This window comes from Flavobacterium sp. C4GT6, assembly GCF_036347315.1.
Lineage (GTDB): Bacteria > Bacteroidota > Bacteroidia > Flavobacteriales > Flavobacteriaceae > Flavobacterium.
In genome coordinates this window covers 55,774-76,064 of the sequence record NZ_JAZGZU010000004.1, presented here as the reverse complement: position 1 = coordinate 76,064, position 20,291 = coordinate 55,774, and the positions used below count along the sequence as shown (strand labels likewise).

Here is a 20,291-nt window from a genome sequence, read left to right as displayed (position 1 = left end):
TTAATGAGTAGAAATAATCAATCCCTCACAATTTTAGCGCTCCAAAAGTTTAAAAAGAACTTTTGGGGCGTTTTAAGTTTATCATTCATTTTAATTTTGGTATTTATTGCTGTATTTGCTTATGTGTTTGCACCTGATAGTACCAAAAATGCCAACTGGGGAGATTTGTCTATTCATTCTAAGTCACCGGGCTTTAAAGTAGAGATGCTTACACTACCTGTGCCGGGAAAAACTGAGAAAACACACTTCTCTGATTATTTTACGGGGAAAGAGTTTGTTCAGCCTAAAGTGCCTATACTTGGTTATGAAATAAAGAATGATAGCCTTACTTATATCGAATATACTAACGATCCCGATTTGGCAGTTACTAAATCTGTTCCGCTTACGGTATTTGGTACAAATGACCCCGAAACTATTAAGACAGACTTTATAAACGAACAAAAGTTTATACTGGGTACCGATAGTCAGGGTAGGGATTTATTGAGTAGGCTTATTGTTGGCTCAAGGGTGTCTATTGCTATTGGTTTTGTGGCTGTATTTATATCGCTTGTTGTAGGGATATTTTTTGGAGCCATTGCCGGTTTTTTTGGAGGTAAGGTAGATGCTTTTGTAATGTGGCTGGTAAACATAATCTGGTCTATACCTACACTGCTTTTAGTAATAGCTATCACGTTGGCTTTAGGGAAAGGATTCTGGCAGGTTTTTGTGGCTGTCGGGCTTACTATGTGGGTAGAGGTTGCCCGTGTGGTTAGAGGGCAGGTTATGAGTATTAAACAAATGCAGTTTGTGACAGCCGCGAGGGCTTTAGGGTATAACAATGTCAGAATAATATTTAATCATATACTGCCTAACAGTATGGCTCCGGTTATAGTAATATCGGCGGCTAATTTTGCTTCGGCTATTCTGGTGGAAAGTGGGCTTAGCTTTTTAGGGCTTGGTGCACAACCACCTGTGCCAAGCTGGGGAGGTATGATTAAAGATCACTACAACTATATTATTTTAGGTAAACCCTATTTGGCATTAGCGCCGGGTATAGCCATGTTATTATTGGTGCTTGCCTTTATGATGGTGGGGAATGCTCTAAGGGATGCCCTCGATGTGAAAGCAGAGTAGGATAATAACTACCACTCATTGACCTTATTGGCATCCAGTTTTATAAAAATAAACAGCAGGGTAGTAAAAGCAAACAGGCTTGATCCTCCATACGAGAAGAACGGAAGCGGTACCCCGATAGTTGGGAAAAGCTTTATTAGCATCGCTATATTAACGAAAAAGTGTGTAAAGAGCAATGCTGCCACACAGTAGCCATACGTTCGGCTAAAACGCGATTTTTGCCTTTCTGCCAAATATAGTATACGTAGGAGCAGGGTCACAAATAAAACTATTACAGTCATTGAACCTGCAAAGCCCCATTCTTCACCTACTGTTGTGAAAATATAGTCAGTATGCTGTTCGGGTACAAACTTACCTTTGGTTTGTGTTCCTTCTAAGTATCCTTTACCTGCCCACGAACCCGATCCAATAGCAATCATTGATTGGTTTAGGTTATAACCTTCGGCCTGAATATTTACATTTTTATCAAAAAGTACATTGATACGGTCCTTTTGGTGTTCTTCAAGTACGTTGTTAAAAACATAGTCTACTGAGAAGGTAAAGCCTATCATTGTGATTAAAGTTATGCCATACAGGAATATGTTTCTTTTCTTTTTTCTGTTCAGTACATAATGGATAATAATTCCGGCAATTATATATACTACTAAAAACTGAAGTTTTATAAGTAATGCCAAAAGGAATAACAGTATTGCAAAAAAGCCTGTCCATAAATACCATGATGGTAAGCCTTCACGATGCAGTACAAAAGCCAGAGATAAAAATATCATGGCACTACCGGCATCAGGCTGCATCATAATAAGTAATACAGGCATTGCTATAATACCAAAGGCTATCATTTGGTTGTTGGCAAGCTTTAAGTTTATCTGTACATCACTAAGGTATTTAGAAAGGATAAGCGAGGTGGCTATCTTGGCAAATTCTGAAGGTTGTATACTAAAGCCCCCAAATGCATACCAGTTGGTTTGTCCCTTTATGGTTTTACCGGCAACAAATAGTCCGGCAAGGAGTATGAGTGAGAGTATGTAAAATATAAGGGAATACTTCTCGTAAACTTTAGCATCGAGCATAAGTATCACGCTTATTAAAGGGATACACATCATTATGAAAAGCATTTGCTTACCATAAATTTCGCTCAGGTCAAAAATAGAACCCGGATTTGTAGGTAAGGAAGCAGAGTATATAGTCATCCAGCCCAGTAATACCAATGCGGTATATAGGAAAATTAAAGGCCAGTCAACATTATTAATTACACTCTGGTTTTTCATTATTTGTTATTATAATATCCGTTTATAACTTTATCATATTCTTCTTTAAGGCCTTGTGTAAGCATTTTTGTTTCTAAATCCTTACGTGTTATTTCGCCTTTTAGGTATTTCTCTATCATAAGGCTGGCAATAGGTCCTGCCCAGCGTGCTCCCCAGTATCCGTTCTCAATAAATACAGCGATAGCGATTTTTGGATCATGCCTTGGTGCAAACGCTACGAATACCGAGTGATCCTGTAGTTTTACCCTTTTGCCGTTTATTTTTGCATAGTTCTCGGCTGTACCTGTTTTACCACAAATCTCTATACCCTCAATACGAAGACTTTTTGCTGTACCTAAATTATATACATCATATAACCCGTCTATCACAGGTTTAAAATGCTCTTTGTTGATAGTGGTTTCATGTTTGGTAGTGAACTTGTCGTCAATTTTACCATCCTGAATATTTTTGATGATATGAGGGGTGTAATAATAACCCTCGTTAGCAACAGTAGCCATCATGTTTGCCAGCTGGATAGGAGTCATTTTAATCTCACCCTGCCCAATAGCGTTTGATATGGTAGTTGTGCTTCTCCATCCGCCGTTAGGATAGTAACGGTTGTAGTAATCACCATCGGGTATTAATCCTCTTCTTCCCGGTGGCAGGTCATATCCTAAAAAGTTACCAAGCCCAAAACTCTTTAAATGGTTACTCCAGGCATCCATACCGTCTTTTGGTTTGTCATACTTGTCAATAGTCAGTTTGTAAGTGCTGGCAAAGTAAGTATTACAGGAGTTGTATATGCCGTTATGCAGTTTTGACGGACCGCTATCGTGGCACTTCATAAACGCCCCGCGACCATAAAAGAAACCATGATGGCAAATAAAAGTAGTATTCTCGTCAATTACCTCTTCCTGTAGTCCTATAAGTCCGGTAAGAATTTTAAACGGAGATCCCGGAGGATATTCGGCTAAAAGTCCACGGTCAAATAGGGGTACAGCTATAGTATCTCTGGATAATTTGGTGTAGTTCTCTGAGCGTTTGCGCCCTACAAGTATTGCCGGGTCGTAACTGGGAGCGGTAACCAATGCCAGTATCTCACCGGTTTTAGGCTCAATAGCAACAATACCGCCGCGCTTTTCAAACATTAGTGATTCACCATATTTTTGTAGTTCAGCATCAAGGGTTAAGGTAATGTCTTTACCTTTAACGGCAATAGTGTCATACATGCCATCTTTAAAAGGGCCTATTTCCCTTCCAAAGCGGTCTCTCTGTATGCGTTTTACACCTTTTACACCCCTAAGTACATCCTCATACATTTCTTCAACTCCCTGTCTGCCTATAAGGTCGCCACTTTTGTAATATGGATTTTTTTGAATGATATAATCATTAACCTGTTGGATGTAGCCAAAAACATTGGCTGCTTCGTTTACCTGATAATCTCTTAGTGAACGTTTAACAATGTCGAAACCTTTAAAACGTCGTATTTTTTCCTGAAAAGCGGCAAACTCTTTTTTATTTAGCTGAGCTAAAAAGATAGAGGGTAGCCTTGGGCTGTATACTTTTGCCTTTTCAACTTTTCGTATAAATTCTTCTTTGGTAATGCTTAGAAGGCTGCATATTTCAAGCGTATCTGTATCCTTCATTTCATTAGGAGTAACCATAATGTCGTATGAAGGTTGGTTAGCTACCAGTAGCTCTCCGTTACGGTCGTATATATAACCACGCTCAGGGTATTCGTATTTTATTTTAACGGCATTGTTGTCCGATGCCTCAATGTAAGAGTCGTCAAGTATTTGTAGATAATAAAGTCTGACCGTTATCAGTAGCGCTGCAGCTATAATTATGGCTGGCAGTAAAATCTTTCTCATTGTTTGCCCGGCTTAATTAAATAAATTATGGTAATACTAAGAATTAGGGTGAAAACAGTTGTTGCAACCGTTCTTATCAGGGTGTCTATGATAAGAGTAAACCTTAATAACTCCAAAAGATATAAAATTAAATGGTGTGTTACAACTGAAATCAGAATAAATGAAAAACGTTCGGGCGTAAGGCGGTCATTTATCCGTATAGTTTGATATTCGTAACTGATACCGAATGAAAATCTGAAAAAAGCTGGCCTGAAATAGGCTAAGCAAACACAGGCAGCGGCATGTGGTCCTGATGTGTTTAAAAAGATATCCTGAGTAAGTCCTAAAAAGAAAGCAGTAATAAGCAATACAGCTTTATTGCCGTTAACAGGGAATAAAAGGATATATAATATATACGGAAATGCGGTGTAGCCAAACAGTTCCATCTTGTTAAAAACAAGAATTTGTGCTGCCATCAAAAGGACAAATCGTGATATGTTGCCTATAACTGTGCTATTCATCTCCGGTACGGGCTTCCAGGTCTCTTATCTCCTGTAAGTCTTTGTTTTCTATAATGTATACATGGTTAAGGTTAGTCATGTCGTTAAACAGCCTAACGCTTAGTGTGTAATAGTTTGTTTTGGTATCTCTGAAAATATTTTCGATTTTGCCTATTGGAATATTTTCCGGGAATATTACCGATCGTCCTCCGGTTACAATAGTGTCACCTTTTTTTACAGATGCCAGTCTTGGTACCTCAGTAAGTTGGGCGTAACCTGCATTTTTGGCATCCCATTTTAGGGTTCCGAAGTGGTTACTGCCTTTAATTTTGGCATCCAGCTTAAACTTTAAGTTTAGTATACTGATTACCGTAGCATAATTTTTAGATGTATTCTCTATTATACCTACAACGCCTAAACTGCTTACAACGCCCATGTCGGGTTTAACACCATCGTTAGTGCCGCTATTAATGGTTAAGTAGTTTTCGTAATTGTTGTAAGAGTTAGATATGACTTTAGACTGTATAACGGTAAAATTATCCAGTCCCTGTGGTTTCTGTACGGCAGGAATAGCAATAGTGTCCTGACTGTTATACAGTAATTGTTTTAATGTAGCGTTTTCGGTAGCAAGCTTGTCGTTTTGTTCTTTAAGACTGAAATACTGCTCGACATCGTTTATTTTTTCGTAGGTATAGCCCGATATCGCATTAGCCGATGTAACAGCTCTGCTCCTGTGGTAGTAGTGAGACTGAAATACCAGCGATAACGATATGCCTAAAAGCAGCAAAAACAGTAATAAGATACTGTTTTTAAATATAAAATTAAATATTTGCTGCATGAACTATTGCTGTTTATTTGATAAGTATGCTCCTGAATTTCTCGATGTTTTTAAGTGCCATTCCGGTACCGCGTACAACCGCTCTTAACGGATCTTCGGCGATGTAAACCGGTAGGTCTGTTTTTTGTGATATACGTTTGTCAAGTCCTCTTAACATCGAACCACCACCTGCAAGGTAAATACCGGTGTTGTAAATATCGGCAGCAAGTTCAGGGGGAGTTTGTGAAAGTGTTTCCATAACAGCATCCTCAATACGCTGGATAGACTTGTCAAGGGCTTTGGCGATTTCACGGTATGAAACATCAACCTGTTTTGGCTTACCTGTTAAAAGGTCACGACCCTGAACAGACATTTCCTCCGGTGGAGACTCAAGATCTTCAAGGGCAGCACCAATCTGAATTTTGATTTTTTCGGCAGTTGTCTCACCAACAAAAAGGTTATGTTGGGTTCTCATGTAGTAAACAATATCGTTAGTGAAAACGTCACCCGCAATCTTAACCGATTTGTCACATACAATACCGCCAAGTGCTATAACAGCAATCTCGGTAGTACCACCACCTATATCTACAATCATATTACCCTTAGGCTGCATAATATCCACACCAATACCTATGGCCGCAGCCATAGGTTCGTGGATTAGGTATACTTCTTTGCCGTTTACCCTTTCGGCAGATTCTTTTACTGCACGCATCTCCACTTCGGTAATACCCGAAGGGATACAGATAACCATGCGAAGGGCCGGTTGAAACAGTTTCTTTTTTAAAGCCGGAATACTTTTGATAAACATTTTTATCATTTCTTCCGATGCAGCAAAGTCTGCAATAACCCCGTCTTTAAGCGGACGTATGGTTTTGATGTTTTCATGGGTTTTACCCTGCATCATATTGGCTTCTTTACCAACGGCAATTATTTTACCGGTAACACGGTTCCGCGCTACTATAGACGGGCTGTCAATAACAACTTTGTCATTATGTATAATCAGGGTGTTTGCGGTACCAAGGTCAATCGCAATGTCCTCGGTCATGAAATCAAAAAATCCCATACTTTTTATTCCTCAGGGTTTAGTTTATTTAAAATAAGATGCACAAACAAAAATAACAAATTAATGTTTAAAATGACGTGTTCCTGTAAATACCATTGCAACATTATTTTCATTACAGTAGTTTATACTCAACTCGTCTTTAATTGAGCCTCCCGGTTGTATTACAGCAGTAATTCCTGCCTGCTTAGCCATTTCAACGCAATCCGGGAACGGGAAAAACGCATCACTTGCCATTACAGCGCCGTTAAGGTCAAAGTTAAATGAGTTTGCTTTTTCTACAGCCTGCCTTAAAGCATCTACACGAGACGTTTGTCCGGTGCCGCTTGCAAACAGCTGTTTGTTTTTAGCAAAAACGATGGTATTGGATTTTGTATGCTTACAGATTTTTGAAGCAAATAGCAGGTCTTCCACTTCCTGCTCAGTAGGTGAAGTTAATGTAACGGTTTTTAAATGCTCTTTATTATCTGTAATATTGTCTTTATCCTGAACTAATAATCCATTTAAGCATGTTCTAACCTGTTTAGCAGGTAGTTCTACTTCGTTTTGGATTAAAATAATTCTGTTTTTCTTTTCCTGAAGCACTTCAAGAGCGTCATTGTCATAAGCCGGAGCAATAACAACTTCACAGAAAAGCTGGTTTATCTCACTGGCAGCAGCCTTGTCTATTTTTGCATTAGAGATAAGTACACCTCCAAAAGCAGAAGTAGGGTCGCCTGCAAGAGCGTCAAGGTAAGCCTCTTTTACATTGCTTCTTGTTGCTAAGCCACAAGCATTATTGTGTTTAAGGATAGCAAATGTAGGGTCATCGTTTTTAAATTCCTGCATTAGGTTAACGGCAGCATCTACATCAAGAAGGTTGTTGTATGATAATTCCTTACCGTGAAGTTTGCTGAACATTTTGTCAAACTCGCCAAAGAAGAAACCTTTTTGGTGAGGGTTTTCGCCGTAGCGAAGTACCTGTCCGTTAGCAATACTCTCTTTGTAGTAAGTATCGTCTGTATTAAAGTAATTAAATATTGCAGTATCGTAGTTTGAAGAAACGTGGAATGCTTTTGTAGCAAGTAGTCTTCTTTCTTCGATTGTAGTACCACAGTTATTTTTAGTAATCATATCCAAAAACAGGCTGTACTCGTCTACAGAGGCAACGATAACAGTGTCTTTAAAGTTTTTTGCTGCAGCACGGATAAGTGAAATGCCACCAATATCAATTTTCTCGATAATGTCGGCTTCAGGAGCACCCGAGGCTACAGTTTTTTCAAAAGGATACAGGTCAACAATAACCAGGTCAATTTGCGGGATATCGAATTCTTTCATCTGCTGTACGTCCGACTCGTTGTCCTGACGGTTAAGAATACCTCCAAATACTTTTGGGTGTAATGTTTTTACTCGTCCCCCAAGTATTGAAGGGTAAGAAGTTACGTCTTCAACAGCTACAACCGGTATGCCTAAATCTTTGATAAAAGATTCTGTTCCTCCGGTAGAATAGATGGTTACTGAATTTTCGTGTAGTTTCCTTACAATAGGTTCTAAGCCGTCTTTATCGAATACTGAGATAAGGGCTGATGAAATGTTTTTTACTGTGCTCATTTTGATGCGTGTTCTAAAGGTGCAAAAGTAGTTATTGTATAGCTAACATTCAAAGAGATATAACATATAATTTTATGTTTTTTTAATTTTAATGTTTTTAGTTTTTAGGATTTTGCGAAAAAAATATTGAATTTTACACAACTCAATAAAAAATGTTATGCTGTTATACCTGCGTTTGCTTAGAGAAAGCCTCGGATTTGCCCTAAATGCACTTAGGAACAATAAGCTGCGTACCTTTTTGTCGCTGCTTGGAGTTACCATAGGTATATTTTCTATTATTGCTGTTTGGGCTGCTGTAGACTCTATGGATAGGCAAATAAAAGAGCAGCTTAGTAGTGTAGACAGGAATACCATGTATTTAAAAAGGTTTTCTTTTGCACCCAGTAATGTTCCAAGGTGGAAAAGGGATCAATTCCCGGATGTTACTTATGCCGAATACCAGTACCTGAAAGAATCGGTAACTATGGCTGATAAGCTGGCTTATCAAATTTTTACCAGCAGGGAAGTAGTTAAATACAATGACAAATCGGTTAGTGATATAAATGTGGTTCCAGTGTCGTATGAATTTACCGATATACAGAAGCTGGATATATCTAACGGTCGTTTTTATAATGAGGCCGAATCGGTTTCCGGTACACCGGTTATCGTAATTGGTTATGAAGTGGCCGATGCTTTGTTTGGGGCTGTAGATCCTGTAGGTAGGAAGATAAGAATGTATGGACAGAAATTTACCGTGATAGGTGTTTTGAACAAACAGGGGCAGGGAAGCTTTGGCGAGAATAATGATACTGCTGTATTTCTTCCGGTTAACTTTTTGCGTCGTAAATATGGTGATCATAATGATTTTATGACGCCTATTATTATTATAAAGCCCAAAGACGGTTATACTGGGGAAGAAGTAAAGGCAGAGGTAGCTTATAAGTTAAGAAGTTACAGAGGGATTAAAGCCGGTGAGATTGATAATTTTATGATTGATATCCTTTCGGGCTTTACTGATTTTATTGATGATATTGTGTTTAACCTAAACCTTGGTGGCGGTATAATAGCCTTTTTCTCTATTATTGTTGGAGGGTTTGGTATTGCTAATATTATGTTTGTTTCGGTTAAAGAAAGGACTAATCTTATAGGTGTTCAAAAAGCACTTGGTGCAAAAAGGAAATTTATATTGCTTCAGTTTTTGTTTGAAGCTATTATACTTTGTGTAATTGGCGGACTGGTAGGTATGGCACTGGTATGGGTAATAGCGGCTGTTTTAACTAAGGTGCTTGACTTTGAGTTTGTTTTAAGTGCAGCCAATATCATTTGGGGTATTGGTATATCGGTAGCTATAGGTCTTGTTTCGGGAATAATGCCTGCGGTTTCGGCATCAAGACTTGATCCTGTAGAGGCTATTAGAAGCGGAATGTAATAAATCTAGATATAATAAAAAAGTCCCTGCATTGCAGGGACTTTTTTATTTGTTTATTTATCGTACCGGTTGATTTTGAATAAGGTCAAGGTACAGGTTAATCTTGTCTTTAAGTTCTCTACGAGGAGTGATAAAGTCAAGGAAACCGTGTTCTAATACAAACTCTGCAGTTTGGAATCCTTCAGGTAGGTCTTTACCTGTAGTGTCTTTTACTACACGCGGACCTGCAAACCCGATAAGAGCTCCCGGTTCTGAAATGTTTACGTCTCCTAGCATCGCGTATGATGCAGTTGTACCACCCGTTGTTGGGTCTGTACATAGAGAGATGTAAGGTATTTTAGCATCTGCAAGCTGAGCAAGTTTAGCTGATGTTTTAGCAAGCTGCATAAGTGAATAAGCAGCCTCCATCATTCTTGCTCCACCAGATTTAGATATCATAAGGAATGGAATTCTGTTTTTGATAGAATGATCAATTGCGCGTGCAATTTTTTCACCTACCACAGCTCCCATAGATCCGCCGATGAAAGCAAAATCCATACATGCAATTACGATGTCTTTTCCTTTAGATTTACCTACTCCGGTTCTAACGGCATCTTTAAGTTTTGTTTTTTCCTGAGCGTCTTTTAAACGATCGCCATACTTTTTGGTGTCCACAAACTTAAGAGGATCCTTTGATGTCATATCGGCATCAAGTTCTTTATACTCGTTATTGTCAAACAGTATTTCAAAATATTCCTTACTGCCTATCCTAACGTGGTATCCGTCTTCAGGGCTTACATAAAAGTTTTTTGCCAGTTCTTCGGCATCAACAATTTTACCGGTTGGTGATTTGTACCATAATCCTTTAGGTACATCCTTCTTGTTCTCGGTTGGTGTTTGTATTCCTTTTTCCGTTCTTTTAAACCAAGCCATTTTACAAATATTAGTTAGTTATACGGCCCTAATTATTATAGGGTATTAACGTTGTTCAGGTCTTCAAAAGCTTTTGCAAGCCTAGCATTAAAGGTAAGTTCTCCTTCACGCATCCATTTTCTTGGGTCGTAGTATTTTTTGTTTGGAGAATCGGCCCCTTCAGGGTTACCTATTTGAGTTTTAAGATATTCAATGTTTTTAGAAACATAATCACGGATACCTTCTGTAAATGCAAACTGAAGGTCAGTGTCAATGTTCATTTTGATTACACCATAAGTGATTGCTTCCCTGATTTCTTCAAGTGTAGAACCTGAGCCACCATGGAAAACAAAATCTACAGGGTTAACACCTGTGTTGTATTTCTCCTGAATGTAATCCTGGGAGTTTTTAAGAATTTTTGGTGTAAGTTTTACGTTGCCCGGTTTGTATACACCGTGTACGTTACCAAAAGCAGCCGCTACAGTGAATCTGTTAGAAACTTTGCTTAGTTCTTCATAAGCATAAGCTACTTCTTCCGGCTGAGTATATAGTTTAGAGCTGTCTACGTCAGAGTTATCTACTCCGTCTTCTTCACCTCCTGTAATACCTAATTCGATTTCAAGGGTCATGCCCATTTTGCTCATTCTCTCAAGGTATTTTTTAGAAATTTCTATGTTTTCCTCAAGAGGCTCTTCTGATAAGTCAATCATGTGAGAGCTGAAAAGTGGTTTTCCTGTAGCTTTGAAGTGCTCTTCACTAGCATCAAGTAAACCGTCTATCCAAGGTAGTAAGTTTTTAGCACAGTGGTCTGTGTGTAATATAACAGTAGCTCCATAAGCTTCTGCAAGTGTATGTATATGTTTTGCTCCTGCAATAGCACCTAAAATGGCAGATTTCTGACCGTCGTTAGATAATCCTTTACCGGCATTGTATGATGAACCGCCGTTAGAGAACTGAATGATTACCGGTGCATTTAATTTTGCAGCTGTTTCAAGTACTCCGTTTATTGTGCTTGATCCCGTTACGTTTACCGCCGGTAGAGCAAATCCTTTTTCTTTAGCATACTGAAAGATTTCCTGAACCTGATCTCCGGTTGCAACCCCGGGTTTAATATTATGAGCCATTTATTTATAGTTTTTTAAATTAATTTACAAAAATAGTATTTTTAAATTTAGAACGGATAATTAATTCCGACATTTAGAACAGAGTGGGAGAAATTATATTCTTTAAACCACCTGTCGTTTACCTCCCTGCCCGGGTTGTATGTTTTGAAACCTAAGTCAAGGCGGACTACAAAGAAATTAAAATCATATCTAAATCCAAAACCCGAACCAAAAGCCAGGTCACGGAAGGATTGAATACCATTAAAGGTATAGTCTTCGTCTTCTTCGTTATCAAAAATATTCCAAATGTTACCTACATCGCCAAACACTGCGCCGTTTAACTGCCCGAATATATTAAAACGTAACTCGGCACTGTAAGCCATTTTGAAGTTGGCTTCATTAAAGTCGTTAGGGCTTCCGCTTCGTCCTGGCCCAAGACTGTAGGACTGCCATGCTCTGTTATCGTTAGATCCGCCACCAAAGTAACTTCGTGTAAACGGAATTGAGTTAGAATTGCCATAAGGGATGGCAATACCAAAAAAGGCTCTCATGGCAAGTACTTTTCCGCGTCTTAGGTCGAAGTGTTTTATAAAGTCGAATTCTGTTTTTACATATTGAGAGTACTCTACGTTTACAAATGTCCTTCTTCCGTTTTCATTCATGTTTTTATCACCCTGTAATTTGGAAAGTAGTGTAAGGAAGTTACCTGCCGTTTCCAGTTTGGTTTTAAAGATGAAAAAAGTATTGTCTAAAAGGTTCTCTTTTGTACTTGTGGTATAAGTAAAGTTTGAAGCAAATATCAGGTTGTTCTCTGTAAGTCTTTGCCTTCTTTCTTCAAGGCTGTTAATACTTTTGTAATCTTCGTTACTTACGGTTACACTTTCATTTTTAACGTCGTTTATAAAACCATTAGTTCCAGATTCTATAATAAGCTCTTCTGCTCCTGTATCTGGATTAGTGGTGAAGTAATCAGGGTTAACCTGCGACTGGTATTGCAGAGCATAATTATTTAATCTTGAGTATGACGATTGGTATACGTTAAAATAATTTTGCGGATTTACATTACGGATGTATTGTATGTTAAGCAGATCCAGTTTTGCTGTAACGTTTCTTTTAGGTGTCCAGTTGTAGTTTAATATTCCGGTAAAGCTCTCTTTGTCCAACCCGATGTTTTGCTGCCTGCTGATACCAAAACTCATTGTTGTAGATGGTATCATTTCCTTACGTATTACCCTATCGGTATTGATAGGGAAAAATATTCGTGGGAAAGTCAGTCGTAAATCGGCACCATATTCAAGGATGTTGAAAAAAGATCGGTCCTTAATAGCCTGATCTCTTGAAGAACCAATGTTTCCTCTTGTGCTGATACTTAGTACCTCGGCTCCTCTAAAAACATTTCTGGCAGATAAAGTAACATTACCCTGTATACCAAAATCCTGAATGTTTGAGTGGTTAAAATCTACACTGGTAGAGAGGTCAAACTTTGATTTTGGTTTAAGATAAATGTTTGTTATAAGCGATGTTCCTGCTGGGTCGTTAGGGTCTACTTCATAAATTATTTTAGGGTAATAAAATACGCTAAGGTTAGAAAGATACCTGTAAGTAAGGGTACGTCTAAAATCGGCATAGGTGCTACCCGGAGTAACAAATACAGGGTCGGTCAAAGCTTTTGGCCTGTAGTTAAGTTTTCCGTTGCTGTATATGTTAAAGCCTTTGTAGGTAGTGCTGTCTATAACAGGGTTTTCTTCACCGTTTGGGTTTTCGGTATAAATATTAACCTCCTTAACGGTGTATATTTTAAAAGGTCTTGTGTAGGTAGAGTCTTGTGTTCTTATAAGCTCATCGGTAACTAATAGTTCTACGTTAGCTTTATATCCTGTTCCAATTGTGTCTATATTATAGGAAACATAGTTGGGTTGGAAATTGTAAACCCCGTGGTTTAAGAAATAGTTTGTAATCCTGTCGCGCTCTCCCGAAAAATCATTTTGGTTGTATTGTTTTCCTTTCTTGATAAGCGATTTTGCTTTTGTGGTTTGGTAAAGTGAGTCCAGAACCGGAGTTGCAATTTGGGTAGATATAGAGTCTACTATATAAGGTTTACCGGTATTTACTGTATAGTTTACTTTTGCTTTTTTGTAACCAATGCTGTCTATTTTGTAGTCTACTTTTGTACGGAAATATCCTTGTCTGAAATAATGGGCTCTTAATCTCGATGCCGATCTTTGTGTGCGTTTTTCGTCTACCACTACAGGGGGTTCTCCAACATTTTTAAGAAAACTGCTCATTCCGGCAACTAAAAATGACTGTCCTAAGCGCTGTACCTGCTTGTCTGAAAGCAGTGCAGTGTATCTTTTGCGGCGGTTAGGTTTCCTGTCCAGCCATGCTTGGTATGATGAATCGGAGTTTGGTGTTGCCCAGTTGTACATGTGCAGTCTAATGTTAAGTCCAAGCACATCGCTGTTGGGTAACTGATATAGCTGATTGGTTACATCTTCGTCATTTACGTTCTTGTCGTTTACGGTTATATTGGTTTCACGCAATAACTGTTTGTCATCAGGAACCCTTTTAGTTAGGGAACATGAAAATAAAACAGAAGCGGTTAATATAATAAGTGCTATTTTTGTTATCTTATTTCTCAAGGGCAGGGCTCTAAATCGTAATTCAAAAATACATTTTTTATGGTTAGTAAAAACCAAATTAAGACAATAACGGGTTTACAGCAAAAAAAATACCGAAAGGAGCATAAAATGTTTATTGCCGAAGGTGTTAAAGTGGTGGAAGAACTATTAAAATCGCATTTTGAATTATATCAGTTGTTTACCACGCAAAACGATTTTAATACAATACCTCAATCCAAAAGGATAGAGGTGACTGATGTCGAACTGAAAAAAATTAGTGCGCTTACTACACAAAATACCTGTTTGGCTGTTTTTTTAATGCCTGATGAAAATGAGGTACTGCCTGACGGTGGACTTATAGTTGCGCTCGATGAGGTGCGTGATCCGGGGAATTTAGGTACAATTATAAGGATGTGCGACTGGTTTGGAGTAACTCATTTAGTGTGTTCTAAAGGATGTGTGGATGTCTACAATCCAAAAGTGGTGCAGGCTACAATGGGATCCATAAGCAGAGTGAACGTTGTTTATACTGATTTAGAAGAATATCTTAAAGATACTTCACTGCCTGTATATGGCACTTTTATGGACGGAGAAAACATTTATACCCAGCAACTCCCTGAAAACGGTATTGTTATTTTTGGTAATGAGGCAAACGGAATATCTGAAGCTATAGAGCAAACCGTTACCGATAAAATTGCCATACCACGTTTTGGTGCCATACAAAAAACCGAAAGCCTTAATGTGGCTACAGCTACTGCAATAATACTAAGCGAGTTTAGACGCTCTTTTAGTGGAAAGTAAAGTTGATTAAAATAGCCCTTGTTTTCATGGAATTTATGTTTCCTGTCCATTGGCTGTTGGGGTTGTTATCGCGAATAAGTTCGTCGTTAAGCCCAAACACTCCTCTAATAGATGGTGAAAACTTAAAGTACTCCAGGTATAAGTCGATACCAAACCCTATTTCATAGTTGGTAGTCCATTTTTTCATCCTGAAAGTACCCGAGTAGTTGTCGTCAAGGGATGAGGCATTACTCGAAAGGTTTAATGTTCTTGAAAAACCTCCCACAAGGTATGGTTTTATGTTACCTGTTCTTTTTGCAGAAAACTTAAGTAATAAGGGGAAATGGATATAAGTTGACTTTGCCTGTCTTAAAGCATCGCTCTGGCGTTCAATGTCAGGATAAGTAAGATCTCTTTGAGTATAGTATAGTCCCGGTTCAAAACGAAGATCCAGGTGCTCCATAATCCTTAGGTTCCCTACAAGCCCTACGTTAAATCCTGTAGTTTGTTTTACTACAATATCGGTTACGGGATCATCAATGTAATCCATTTTAAAGCCATAGCTGTTAAAACCTAAAAAGTACCCCCAGTGAACTCTTTGTTTGTCAAAATTCTCAAGGTGTATAATTGGGTCTTTACCAAATATTTTAAGCTGGGCATGGCCTTGCATACCACATATAAGGATAAGGTATATTAAATATCTTTTCATTGTATTACTTTGAAGCGGAATAAATTGTAGCCACACCCATTGTTTGTGGTCTGTTCTTCACCTCTATAAACCCAATTTTTCTCAAAATATTGTTTAACATTTCGCCATGAGGGAAAACCGAGGCCGATTCACTAAGGTAAGCATAGGCCGATTTGTCTTTAGAAAACAGTTTGCCTATTAATGGTAATATGTATTTGGTGTAGAATTTATATCCCTGTTTAAAAGGTGTTTTTGTAGGTACTGATGTTTCCAGTATCACAAAAATACCACCCGGTTTTAATACCCTTAAAATTTCGGAAAGGCCTTTTTCAAGGTTTTCAAAATTACGAACCCCAAAAGCTACGGTGATTGCGTCAAAGCTATTGTCTTCAAACGGAATATTTTCGCTGTCGCCCAGTACCATTTCAATTTTACCATCAAGCTTTCTTTCGGCTATTTTTTTACGGCCTACTTCAAGCATACCTGCAGAAATGTCAAGTCCGGTAATTTTTTTTGCTCCGGTTTGTGTCATTAAAATGGCAAGGTCACCGGTACCTGTGGCAATATCAAGAACGGTTTCGGGGTTTGTGTCCGATACTAGTTTCAATACTTTTTTTCTCCATTTAACATCAATACCAAAAGAGATTACGCGGTTAAGCCCGTCATACTTGCCTGAAATGGTATCAAACATTTGGGCTACCTGTTCTTTTTTTCCCAGTTGGGAATCTTTATAGGGGGTTACGTTTTGTGACATTGCAAATATTTACGGCGCAAAGATAAAAATAGTTTTTTGGAAAACAGTTTTTAATTATTAGCTATATGGATTGGTTATTTAATACTTAGTTCTAATAATGTATAAGTTAATTCTTTTTTGAAAAAAGCATGAGTGTTAATCCATTCACCTTTGTTTTTTACTTGTGTTATGAATATATCATCTCTACCATCATATAGTGTTCTTTTAAAAGTGTATTCAATTGTCCATGAGCAACAATTTTTTTCAGAATAATTTATGAGAACAATCTGTTTTTTATCAAGAATGGAAAAGGATAAATCAAAAAGAAATAAATTCCAGTTTTTATTTTGATTCTTTTCTATTTCAAATAAGTTATCATTCATTTTTACCAGTATTCTTCACAAAAGTCTCAAACGTAAAGTCAAACTTATGCTTTTCATCTTTTGGATGATACGCTTTTTGGGTGAGTTCCCATTTGTTGAGGTCTATCTCAGGGAAAAAAGCATCTGCTTCGGGAGTGGTGCCATGTACGCGGGTAAGTTCTATTTTATTAGCAAACGGTAGGGACTGTTTGTAAATTTCACCACCACCTATTACGAATACTTCTTCGTCCTGCGGGCAGGCTTTTAAAGCTTCTTCAAGGCTGTTGGCTATAATGCAGTTTTTGGCAGTGTAGTCCTGTTGTCTTGTAATAATAACGTGGGTGCGGTTAGGGAGCATTCCCGATAGGCTGTCAAAAGTTTTACGACCCATTATTATGTAATGCCCCGAGGTTAATTGCTTAAAGCGTTTAAAATCATCCGGCAGGTGCCATATCATCTGGTTGTCTTTTCCTAAAGCATTGTTTTCTGCCGCAGCGGCTATAAGGGTAATAGTCATTATTCTGTTGGGGTAGTAGTATTATCGGTTTCGGTTTCTGTTTGTGTGTTTTCGCTGTCTTTCTCCAGTTTCTTTTCAAGCTGACTTATCCTGCGTTCCTGTCGGGCTACAAGCTTGTCAATTTGTTCCTGTTCCCATTTCTTGTTTATAAAACTTTCGGTAACAAAAACTTTTATAAAGTGCATTATAAACAGAAAAGCCCATGCGGTAATAGCCCATAGATACCAGTCTTTTTCAGGGTTTACGTTAAGCCATTTGTTTATAATGTATAAAAATATACTGCCTACAAAAAACAGTATAAAGTGGAAGTAAACACGTTTCTTCTGCTTTACCCTTTTGCGGGCATATTCATACAACTCCTGTTGATTTGGTTCCATAAGTTAATATTATATAACTTAAAGATAGGGAAAAAAACAATTACACCGCCACAACTCCTTTAATATGTGGGTGCGGATCGTAGTCTGTTAATGTGAAGTCTTCAAATTTAAAGTCAAAAATGTCTTTAACCTCAGGGTTAAGTATCATTTTAGGAAGCGGTCTTGGTTCGCGCGTTAGCTGAAGTTCCAACTGTTCCATGTGGTTGTTGTAAATGTGGGCATCGCCAAAAGTATGTACAAAATCTCCGGGTTTCAGGTCGCACACCTGAGCAATCATCATGGTAAGCAATGCGTATGATGCAATGTTAAATGGAACGCCTAAAAAGATATCGGCACTCCTTTGGTATAGCTGGCATGATAATTTGCCGTCGGCTACATAAAACTGGAAGAAAGCATGACATGGAGGTAGTGCTACCTTGCCTTCGGCTACATTTTCTGCAAATGATTTAGAAGTGTCTGGTAGTACTTTAGGGTTCCATGCGCTAACAAGCATCCTGCGGCTGTTAGGGTTGTTTTTAAGTGTGTCTATAAGTTCTTTGATCTGGTCTATTTCCTGACTGTCCCAATTTCTCCATTGGTGACCGTATACCGGACCCAAATCGCCATTCTCATCGGCCCATTCGTCCCAAATTCTTACGCCGTTATCATTTAGGTAGCCAATGTTGGTGTTACCCTGTAAAAACCAAAGCAGTTCGTATATGATAGATTTAAGGTGTAGCTTTTTTGTAGTAACAAGCGGAAAACCTTCGCTAAGGTTAAAACGCATTTGGTAACCAAAAACGCTTTTAGTACCCGTTCCTGTACGGTCACCTTTTTGGTTTCCGTTATCCATTACATGCTTCACTAAATCTAAATACTGCTTCATCTTATTGTGTGGATTTGTTTATGTGGCTATTTGTTTATTTGACTCTCAAATAACCGAATTAACGAATAACCAAATTAACTCTCTCTCTTAGATATTTCGTCTCTTATATTAGCTGCCTTTTCATAATCTTCATTTTGCACTGCGCCATCCAGCATATCATACAGTTCCTGTATTGAATATTGTGAATAGCCTTCACCCGAAACCTCTTCGGTTCCGAAAGTTTGCGGTTCTGAAAGTACATTTTCGCTTTCAGGATTATCGGGTTCAGGATTTATTTTAAGGTAAATCCCGGCTTTGTCCAAAATGTTTTTATAGGTAAAAATAGGAGCATTAAAACGCAGTGCAAGGGCAATAGCGTCAGAAGTTCTGGCGTCAATAATTTCCTCAATGCGATCGCGTTCACAAATAATGCTCGAAAAGAAAACACCGTCTACAAGTTTGTGTATAATAACCTGCTTTACTACGATGTCAAAACGGTCTGCAAAGTTTTTAAAAAGATCGTGGGTAAGGGGTCTTGGCGGTTTAATCTCTTTTTCCAGCGCTATTGCGATAGACTGGGCCTCAAACGCACCAATCACAATTGGTAATTTTCGTTCACCGTCCACCTCATTCAGGATAAGAGCATACGCGCCGTTTTGTGTTTGACTGTACGAAATCCCTTTAATAGTAAGTTTAACTAAGCTCATAAAAATCGTTCCTCTTTTCAAATAAAAAGGGCTATCTGAACAAATATAAAACCATCTGTTTCAGATAGCCCTTTCATGGGCACAATTTATAATAAAATTATGAGTTTTGAGCCTTAAACTCTTTTATTTTTTCAGTCAACTTAGGAACAACTTCAAAAGCGTCGCCTACAACACCATAGTCTGCAACTTTAAAGAAAGGAGCATCTGGGTCAGTGTTTATAACTACTTTTACCTTAGAGGAGTTGATACCTGCAATGTGCTGTATAGCTCCAGAGATACCTACTGCTATGTAAAGGTTAGAAGCTACCGGTTTACCGGTTTGTCCTACGTGCTCAGAGTGAGGTCTCCAACCAAGATCTGATACCGGTTTAGAACATGCAGTTGCAGCTCCAAGTGCAGTAGCAAGATCTTCAATTAGTCCCCAGTTCTCAGGGCCTTTAAGTCCGCGTCCGCCTGAAACTACGATTTCAGCATCAGCAATGGTTACTTTTCCTGTTACTTTTTCTGTAGACTCTACTTTAATAGTGAAGTCGTTATCGTTTAATGACGGAGCAAACTCCTCTTCTGTAGCGGCGCCTGATGCTTCAATAAGTCCGAAAGAGTTTTTAGCGATAGCTAAAACTTTTACGTCAGTATTTATTTCTGTTACGTTGAAAGCTTTGTTAGAGAAAGCATTTCTTTTAACGCGGAAAGGAGAAACGCTTTCCGGTAGTGAAACTACGTTTGATGCATAACCTGCTTCAAGACCTACAGCTACAAGCGGAGCTAGGTAAAGGCTGTCTGTAGTAGAGGAAAGTAGTACAATTTTAGCACCTTCTTTTTGCGCTGCCTGCTTAACTACATCGGCATAAGCTTTAGCGTTAAAAGAATTTAGTTTGTCGTTCTTTACGTTTAATACTTTGTCAACTCCGTATTTTCCAAGTTGAGAAGCATCAGCAGCATTAACAGCTACTGCAGTTATAGTGCTACCTGTTTCACCAGCTACTTTCTTAGCGTAAGAGGCAAGCTCGAAAGCTGTTTTTTTAAATTTACCTTCTGCTGATTCAGCATATATTAAGATAGACATAGTCGTAATAATTTTAAATTTGA

The 20,291-nt window shown here is 38.3% G+C and carries 20 protein-coding genes; 3 read left to right on the top strand and 17 right to left on the bottom strand.

The genetic code is table 11. The features are described 5' to 3' along the window. Window positions 1-3: 3 nt before the first annotated feature. The gene (locus V3Z67_RS06600) at window positions 4-1,113 is read left to right on the top strand and encodes an ABC transporter permease (protein ID WP_330442559.1); all 1,110 of its coding nucleotides are present in this window, start codon (window positions 4-6) and stop codon (window positions 1,111-1,113) included. Window positions 1,114-1,121: 8 nt separating this feature from the next. Here V3Z67_RS06600 and rodA read toward each other — a convergent pair whose 3' ends face one another. The 6 genes from rodA to purH are packed head-to-tail and all read right to left on the bottom strand — an operon-like array spanning window position 1,122 to window position 8,174. Beyond that, window positions 1,122-2,378: a rod shape-determining protein RodA gene (rodA, locus tag V3Z67_RS06595; protein ID WP_330442558.1), complete on the bottom strand. Its 1,257-nt coding sequence runs from the start codon at window positions 2,376-2,378 to the stop codon at window positions 1,122-1,124. Next, window positions 2,378-4,228 carry a penicillin-binding protein 2 gene (mrdA, locus tag V3Z67_RS06590; protein ID WP_330442557.1) on the bottom strand — a complete coding sequence of 617 codons (1,851 nt, stop codon included), beginning with the start codon at window positions 4,226-4,228 and terminating at the stop codon, window positions 2,378-2,380. The genes rodA and mrdA overlap by 1 nt, the downstream gene beginning before the upstream one ends. Further along, window positions 4,225-4,728: a rod shape-determining protein MreD gene (locus tag V3Z67_RS06585; protein ID WP_330442556.1), complete on the bottom strand. Its 504-nt coding sequence runs from the start codon at window positions 4,726-4,728 to the stop codon at window positions 4,225-4,227. Before V3Z67_RS06585 ends, mrdA begins: the two co-directional genes overlap by 4 nt. Next, on the bottom strand, window positions 4,721-5,545 hold the full coding sequence (mreC, locus tag V3Z67_RS06580; protein ID WP_330442555.1) for a rod shape-determining protein MreC: 825 nt from the start codon (window positions 5,543-5,545) through the stop codon (window positions 4,721-4,723). The genes V3Z67_RS06585 and mreC overlap by 8 nt, the downstream gene beginning before the upstream one ends. Before the next feature lie 13 nt (window positions 5,546-5,558). Then, a complete protein-coding gene (locus tag V3Z67_RS06575; RefSeq protein ID WP_035133962.1) occupies window positions 5,559-6,587 on the bottom strand; it encodes a rod shape-determining protein in 1,029 nt (342 codons plus the stop codon). 60 nt (window positions 6,588-6,647) lie between these two features. Beyond that, window positions 6,648-8,174 (bottom strand): bifunctional phosphoribosylaminoimidazolecarboxamide formyltransferase/IMP cyclohydrolase, encoded by a 1,527-nt coding sequence (gene purH, locus V3Z67_RS06570; protein WP_330442554.1) that lies wholly within the window; start codon window positions 8,172-8,174, stop codon window positions 6,648-6,650. Window positions 8,175-8,331: 157 nt separating this feature from the next. Between purH and V3Z67_RS06565 the strand changes: the two genes are divergently transcribed. Then, entirely contained in the window at window positions 8,332-9,582 is a 1,251-nt protein-coding gene (locus V3Z67_RS06565) for an ABC transporter permease (RefSeq protein WP_330442553.1), read from the top strand. 57 nt (window positions 9,583-9,639) lie between these two features. On the opposite strand, the gene accD is transcribed toward V3Z67_RS06565, so the two are convergent. Genes accD through tamL form a run of 3 tightly spaced genes read right to left on the bottom strand, consistent with a single transcriptional unit; the run spans window position 9,640 to window position 14,215 of the window. Continuing rightward, complete coding sequence (accD, locus tag V3Z67_RS06560; RefSeq protein WP_330442552.1) at window positions 9,640-10,494, bottom strand: acetyl-CoA carboxylase, carboxyltransferase subunit beta; 855 nt, start codon at window positions 10,492-10,494, stop codon at window positions 9,640-9,642. Between the two features lie 35 nt (window positions 10,495-10,529). Next, window positions 10,530-11,597: a class II fructose-bisphosphate aldolase gene (gene fbaA / locus V3Z67_RS06555; protein ID WP_035133950.1), complete on the bottom strand. Its 1,068-nt coding sequence runs from the start codon at window positions 11,595-11,597 to the stop codon at window positions 10,530-10,532. 47 nt (window positions 11,598-11,644) lie between these two features. Beyond that, window positions 11,645-14,215 (bottom strand): translocation and assembly module lipoprotein TamL, encoded by a 2,571-nt coding sequence (tamL, locus tag V3Z67_RS06550; RefSeq protein ID WP_330442551.1) that lies wholly within the window; start codon window positions 14,213-14,215, stop codon window positions 11,645-11,647. Between the two features lie 39 nt (window positions 14,216-14,254). Between tamL and V3Z67_RS06545 the strand changes: the two genes are divergently transcribed. After that, complete coding sequence (locus V3Z67_RS06545) at window positions 14,255-14,995, top strand: TrmH family RNA methyltransferase (protein ID WP_330442550.1); 741 nt, start codon at window positions 14,255-14,257, stop codon at window positions 14,993-14,995. Here the strand turns inward: V3Z67_RS06545 and porT are convergent. From porT to V3Z67_RS06505, 8 genes are all read right to left on the bottom strand, one after another. Continuing rightward, on the bottom strand, window positions 14,982-15,683 hold the full coding sequence (gene porT / locus V3Z67_RS06540; protein ID WP_330442549.1) for a type IX secretion/gliding motility protein PorT/SprT: 702 nt from the start codon (window positions 15,681-15,683) through the stop codon (window positions 14,982-14,984). The genes V3Z67_RS06545 and porT overlap by 14 nt on opposite strands. Before the next feature lie 4 nt (window positions 15,684-15,687). Further along, window positions 15,688-16,416, bottom strand: coding sequence for a bifunctional demethylmenaquinone methyltransferase/2-methoxy-6-polyprenyl-1,4-benzoquinol methylase UbiE (ubiE, locus tag V3Z67_RS06535; RefSeq protein WP_330442548.1), 729 nt, complete (start codon window positions 16,414-16,416; stop codon window positions 15,688-15,690). A gap of 74 nt (window positions 16,417-16,490) precedes the next feature. Beyond that, window positions 16,491-16,778: a hypothetical protein gene (locus tag V3Z67_RS06530; RefSeq protein WP_330442547.1), complete on the bottom strand. Its 288-nt coding sequence runs from the start codon at window positions 16,776-16,778 to the stop codon at window positions 16,491-16,493. After that, window positions 16,771-17,274, bottom strand: coding sequence for a dihydrofolate reductase (locus tag V3Z67_RS06525; protein WP_330442546.1), 504 nt, complete (start codon window positions 17,272-17,274; stop codon window positions 16,771-16,773). The genes V3Z67_RS06530 and V3Z67_RS06525 overlap by 8 nt, the downstream gene beginning before the upstream one ends. Beyond that, window positions 17,274-17,651: a 2TM domain-containing protein gene (locus V3Z67_RS06520; RefSeq protein ID WP_330442545.1), complete on the bottom strand. Its 378-nt coding sequence runs from the start codon at window positions 17,649-17,651 to the stop codon at window positions 17,274-17,276. The genes V3Z67_RS06525 and V3Z67_RS06520 overlap by 1 nt, the downstream gene beginning before the upstream one ends. 40 nt (window positions 17,652-17,691) lie before the next feature. Beyond that, entirely contained in the window at window positions 17,692-18,516 is an 825-nt protein-coding gene (locus V3Z67_RS06515; RefSeq protein ID WP_330442544.1) for a thymidylate synthase, read from the bottom strand. 74 nt (window positions 18,517-18,590) lie between these two features. Continuing rightward, entirely contained in the window at window positions 18,591-19,202 is a 612-nt protein-coding gene (locus tag V3Z67_RS06510) for a bifunctional nuclease family protein (protein ID WP_330442543.1), read from the bottom strand. A 97-nt stretch (window positions 19,203-19,299) separates the two neighbouring features. Then, entirely contained in the window at window positions 19,300-20,268 is a 969-nt protein-coding gene (locus V3Z67_RS06505; protein ID WP_330442542.1) for an electron transfer flavoprotein subunit alpha/FixB family protein, read from the bottom strand. Window positions 20,269-20,291 lie beyond the last annotated feature (23 nt).

What these genes read in the sequence shown, in the direction of transcription:
- mrdA (WP_330442557.1), bottom strand. Translation starts at nt 4,228, where the DNA reads ATGAGAAAGATTTTACTGCCAGCCATAATTATAGCTGCAGCGCTACTG.
- V3Z67_RS06515 (WP_330442544.1), bottom strand. Translation starts at nt 18,516, where the DNA reads ATGAAGCAGTATTTAGATTTAGTGAAGCATGTAATGGATAACGGAAAC.
- V3Z67_RS06600 (WP_330442559.1), top strand. Translation starts at nt 4, where the DNA reads ATGAGTAGAAATAATCAATCCCTCACAATTTTAGCGCTCCAAAAGTTT.
- porT (WP_330442549.1), bottom strand. Translation starts at nt 15,683, where the DNA reads ATGAAAAGATATTTAATATACCTTATCCTTATATGTGGTATGCAAGGC.
- V3Z67_RS06510 (WP_330442543.1), bottom strand. Translation starts at nt 19,202, where the DNA reads ATGAGCTTAGTTAAACTTACTATTAAAGGGATTTCGTACAGTCAAACA.
- V3Z67_RS06585 (WP_330442556.1), bottom strand. Translation starts at nt 4,728, where the DNA reads ATGAATAGCACAGTTATAGGCAACATATCACGATTTGTCCTTTTGATG.
- V3Z67_RS06525 (WP_330442546.1), bottom strand. Translation starts at nt 17,274, where the DNA reads ATGACTATTACCCTTATAGCCGCTGCGGCAGAAAACAATGCTTTAGGA.
- mreC (WP_330442555.1), bottom strand. Translation starts at nt 5,545, where the DNA reads ATGCAGCAAATATTTAATTTTATATTTAAAAACAGTATCTTATTACTG.
- V3Z67_RS06575 (WP_035133962.1), bottom strand. Translation starts at nt 6,587, where the DNA reads ATGGGATTTTTTGATTTCATGACCGAGGACATTGCGATTGACCTTGGT.
- fbaA (WP_035133950.1), bottom strand. Translation starts at nt 11,597, where the DNA reads ATGGCTCATAATATTAAACCCGGGGTTGCAACCGGAGATCAGGTTCAG.
- accD (WP_330442552.1), bottom strand. Translation starts at nt 10,494, where the DNA reads ATGGCTTGGTTTAAAAGAACGGAAAAAGGAATACAAACACCAACCGAG.
- V3Z67_RS06565 (WP_330442553.1), top strand. Translation starts at nt 8,332, where the DNA reads ATGCTGTTATACCTGCGTTTGCTTAGAGAAAGCCTCGGATTTGCCCTA.
- V3Z67_RS06545 (WP_330442550.1), top strand. Translation starts at nt 14,255, where the DNA reads ATGGTTAGTAAAAACCAAATTAAGACAATAACGGGTTTACAGCAAAAA.
- V3Z67_RS06520 (WP_330442545.1), bottom strand. Translation starts at nt 17,651, where the DNA reads ATGGAACCAAATCAACAGGAGTTGTATGAATATGCCCGCAAAAGGGTA.
- ubiE (WP_330442548.1), bottom strand. Translation starts at nt 16,416, where the DNA reads ATGTCACAAAACGTAACCCCCTATAAAGATTCCCAACTGGGAAAAAAA.
- V3Z67_RS06530 (WP_330442547.1), bottom strand. Translation starts at nt 16,778, where the DNA reads ATGAATGATAACTTATTTGAAATAGAAAAGAATCAAAATAAAAACTGG.
- purH (WP_330442554.1), bottom strand. Translation starts at nt 8,174, where the DNA reads ATGAGCACAGTAAAAAACATTTCATCAGCCCTTATCTCAGTATTCGAT.
- rodA (WP_330442558.1), bottom strand. Translation starts at nt 2,378, where the DNA reads ATGAAAAACCAGAGTGTAATTAATAATGTTGACTGGCCTTTAATTTTC.
- V3Z67_RS06505 (WP_330442542.1), bottom strand. Translation starts at nt 20,268, where the DNA reads ATGTCTATCTTAATATATGCTGAATCAGCAGAAGGTAAATTTAAAAAA.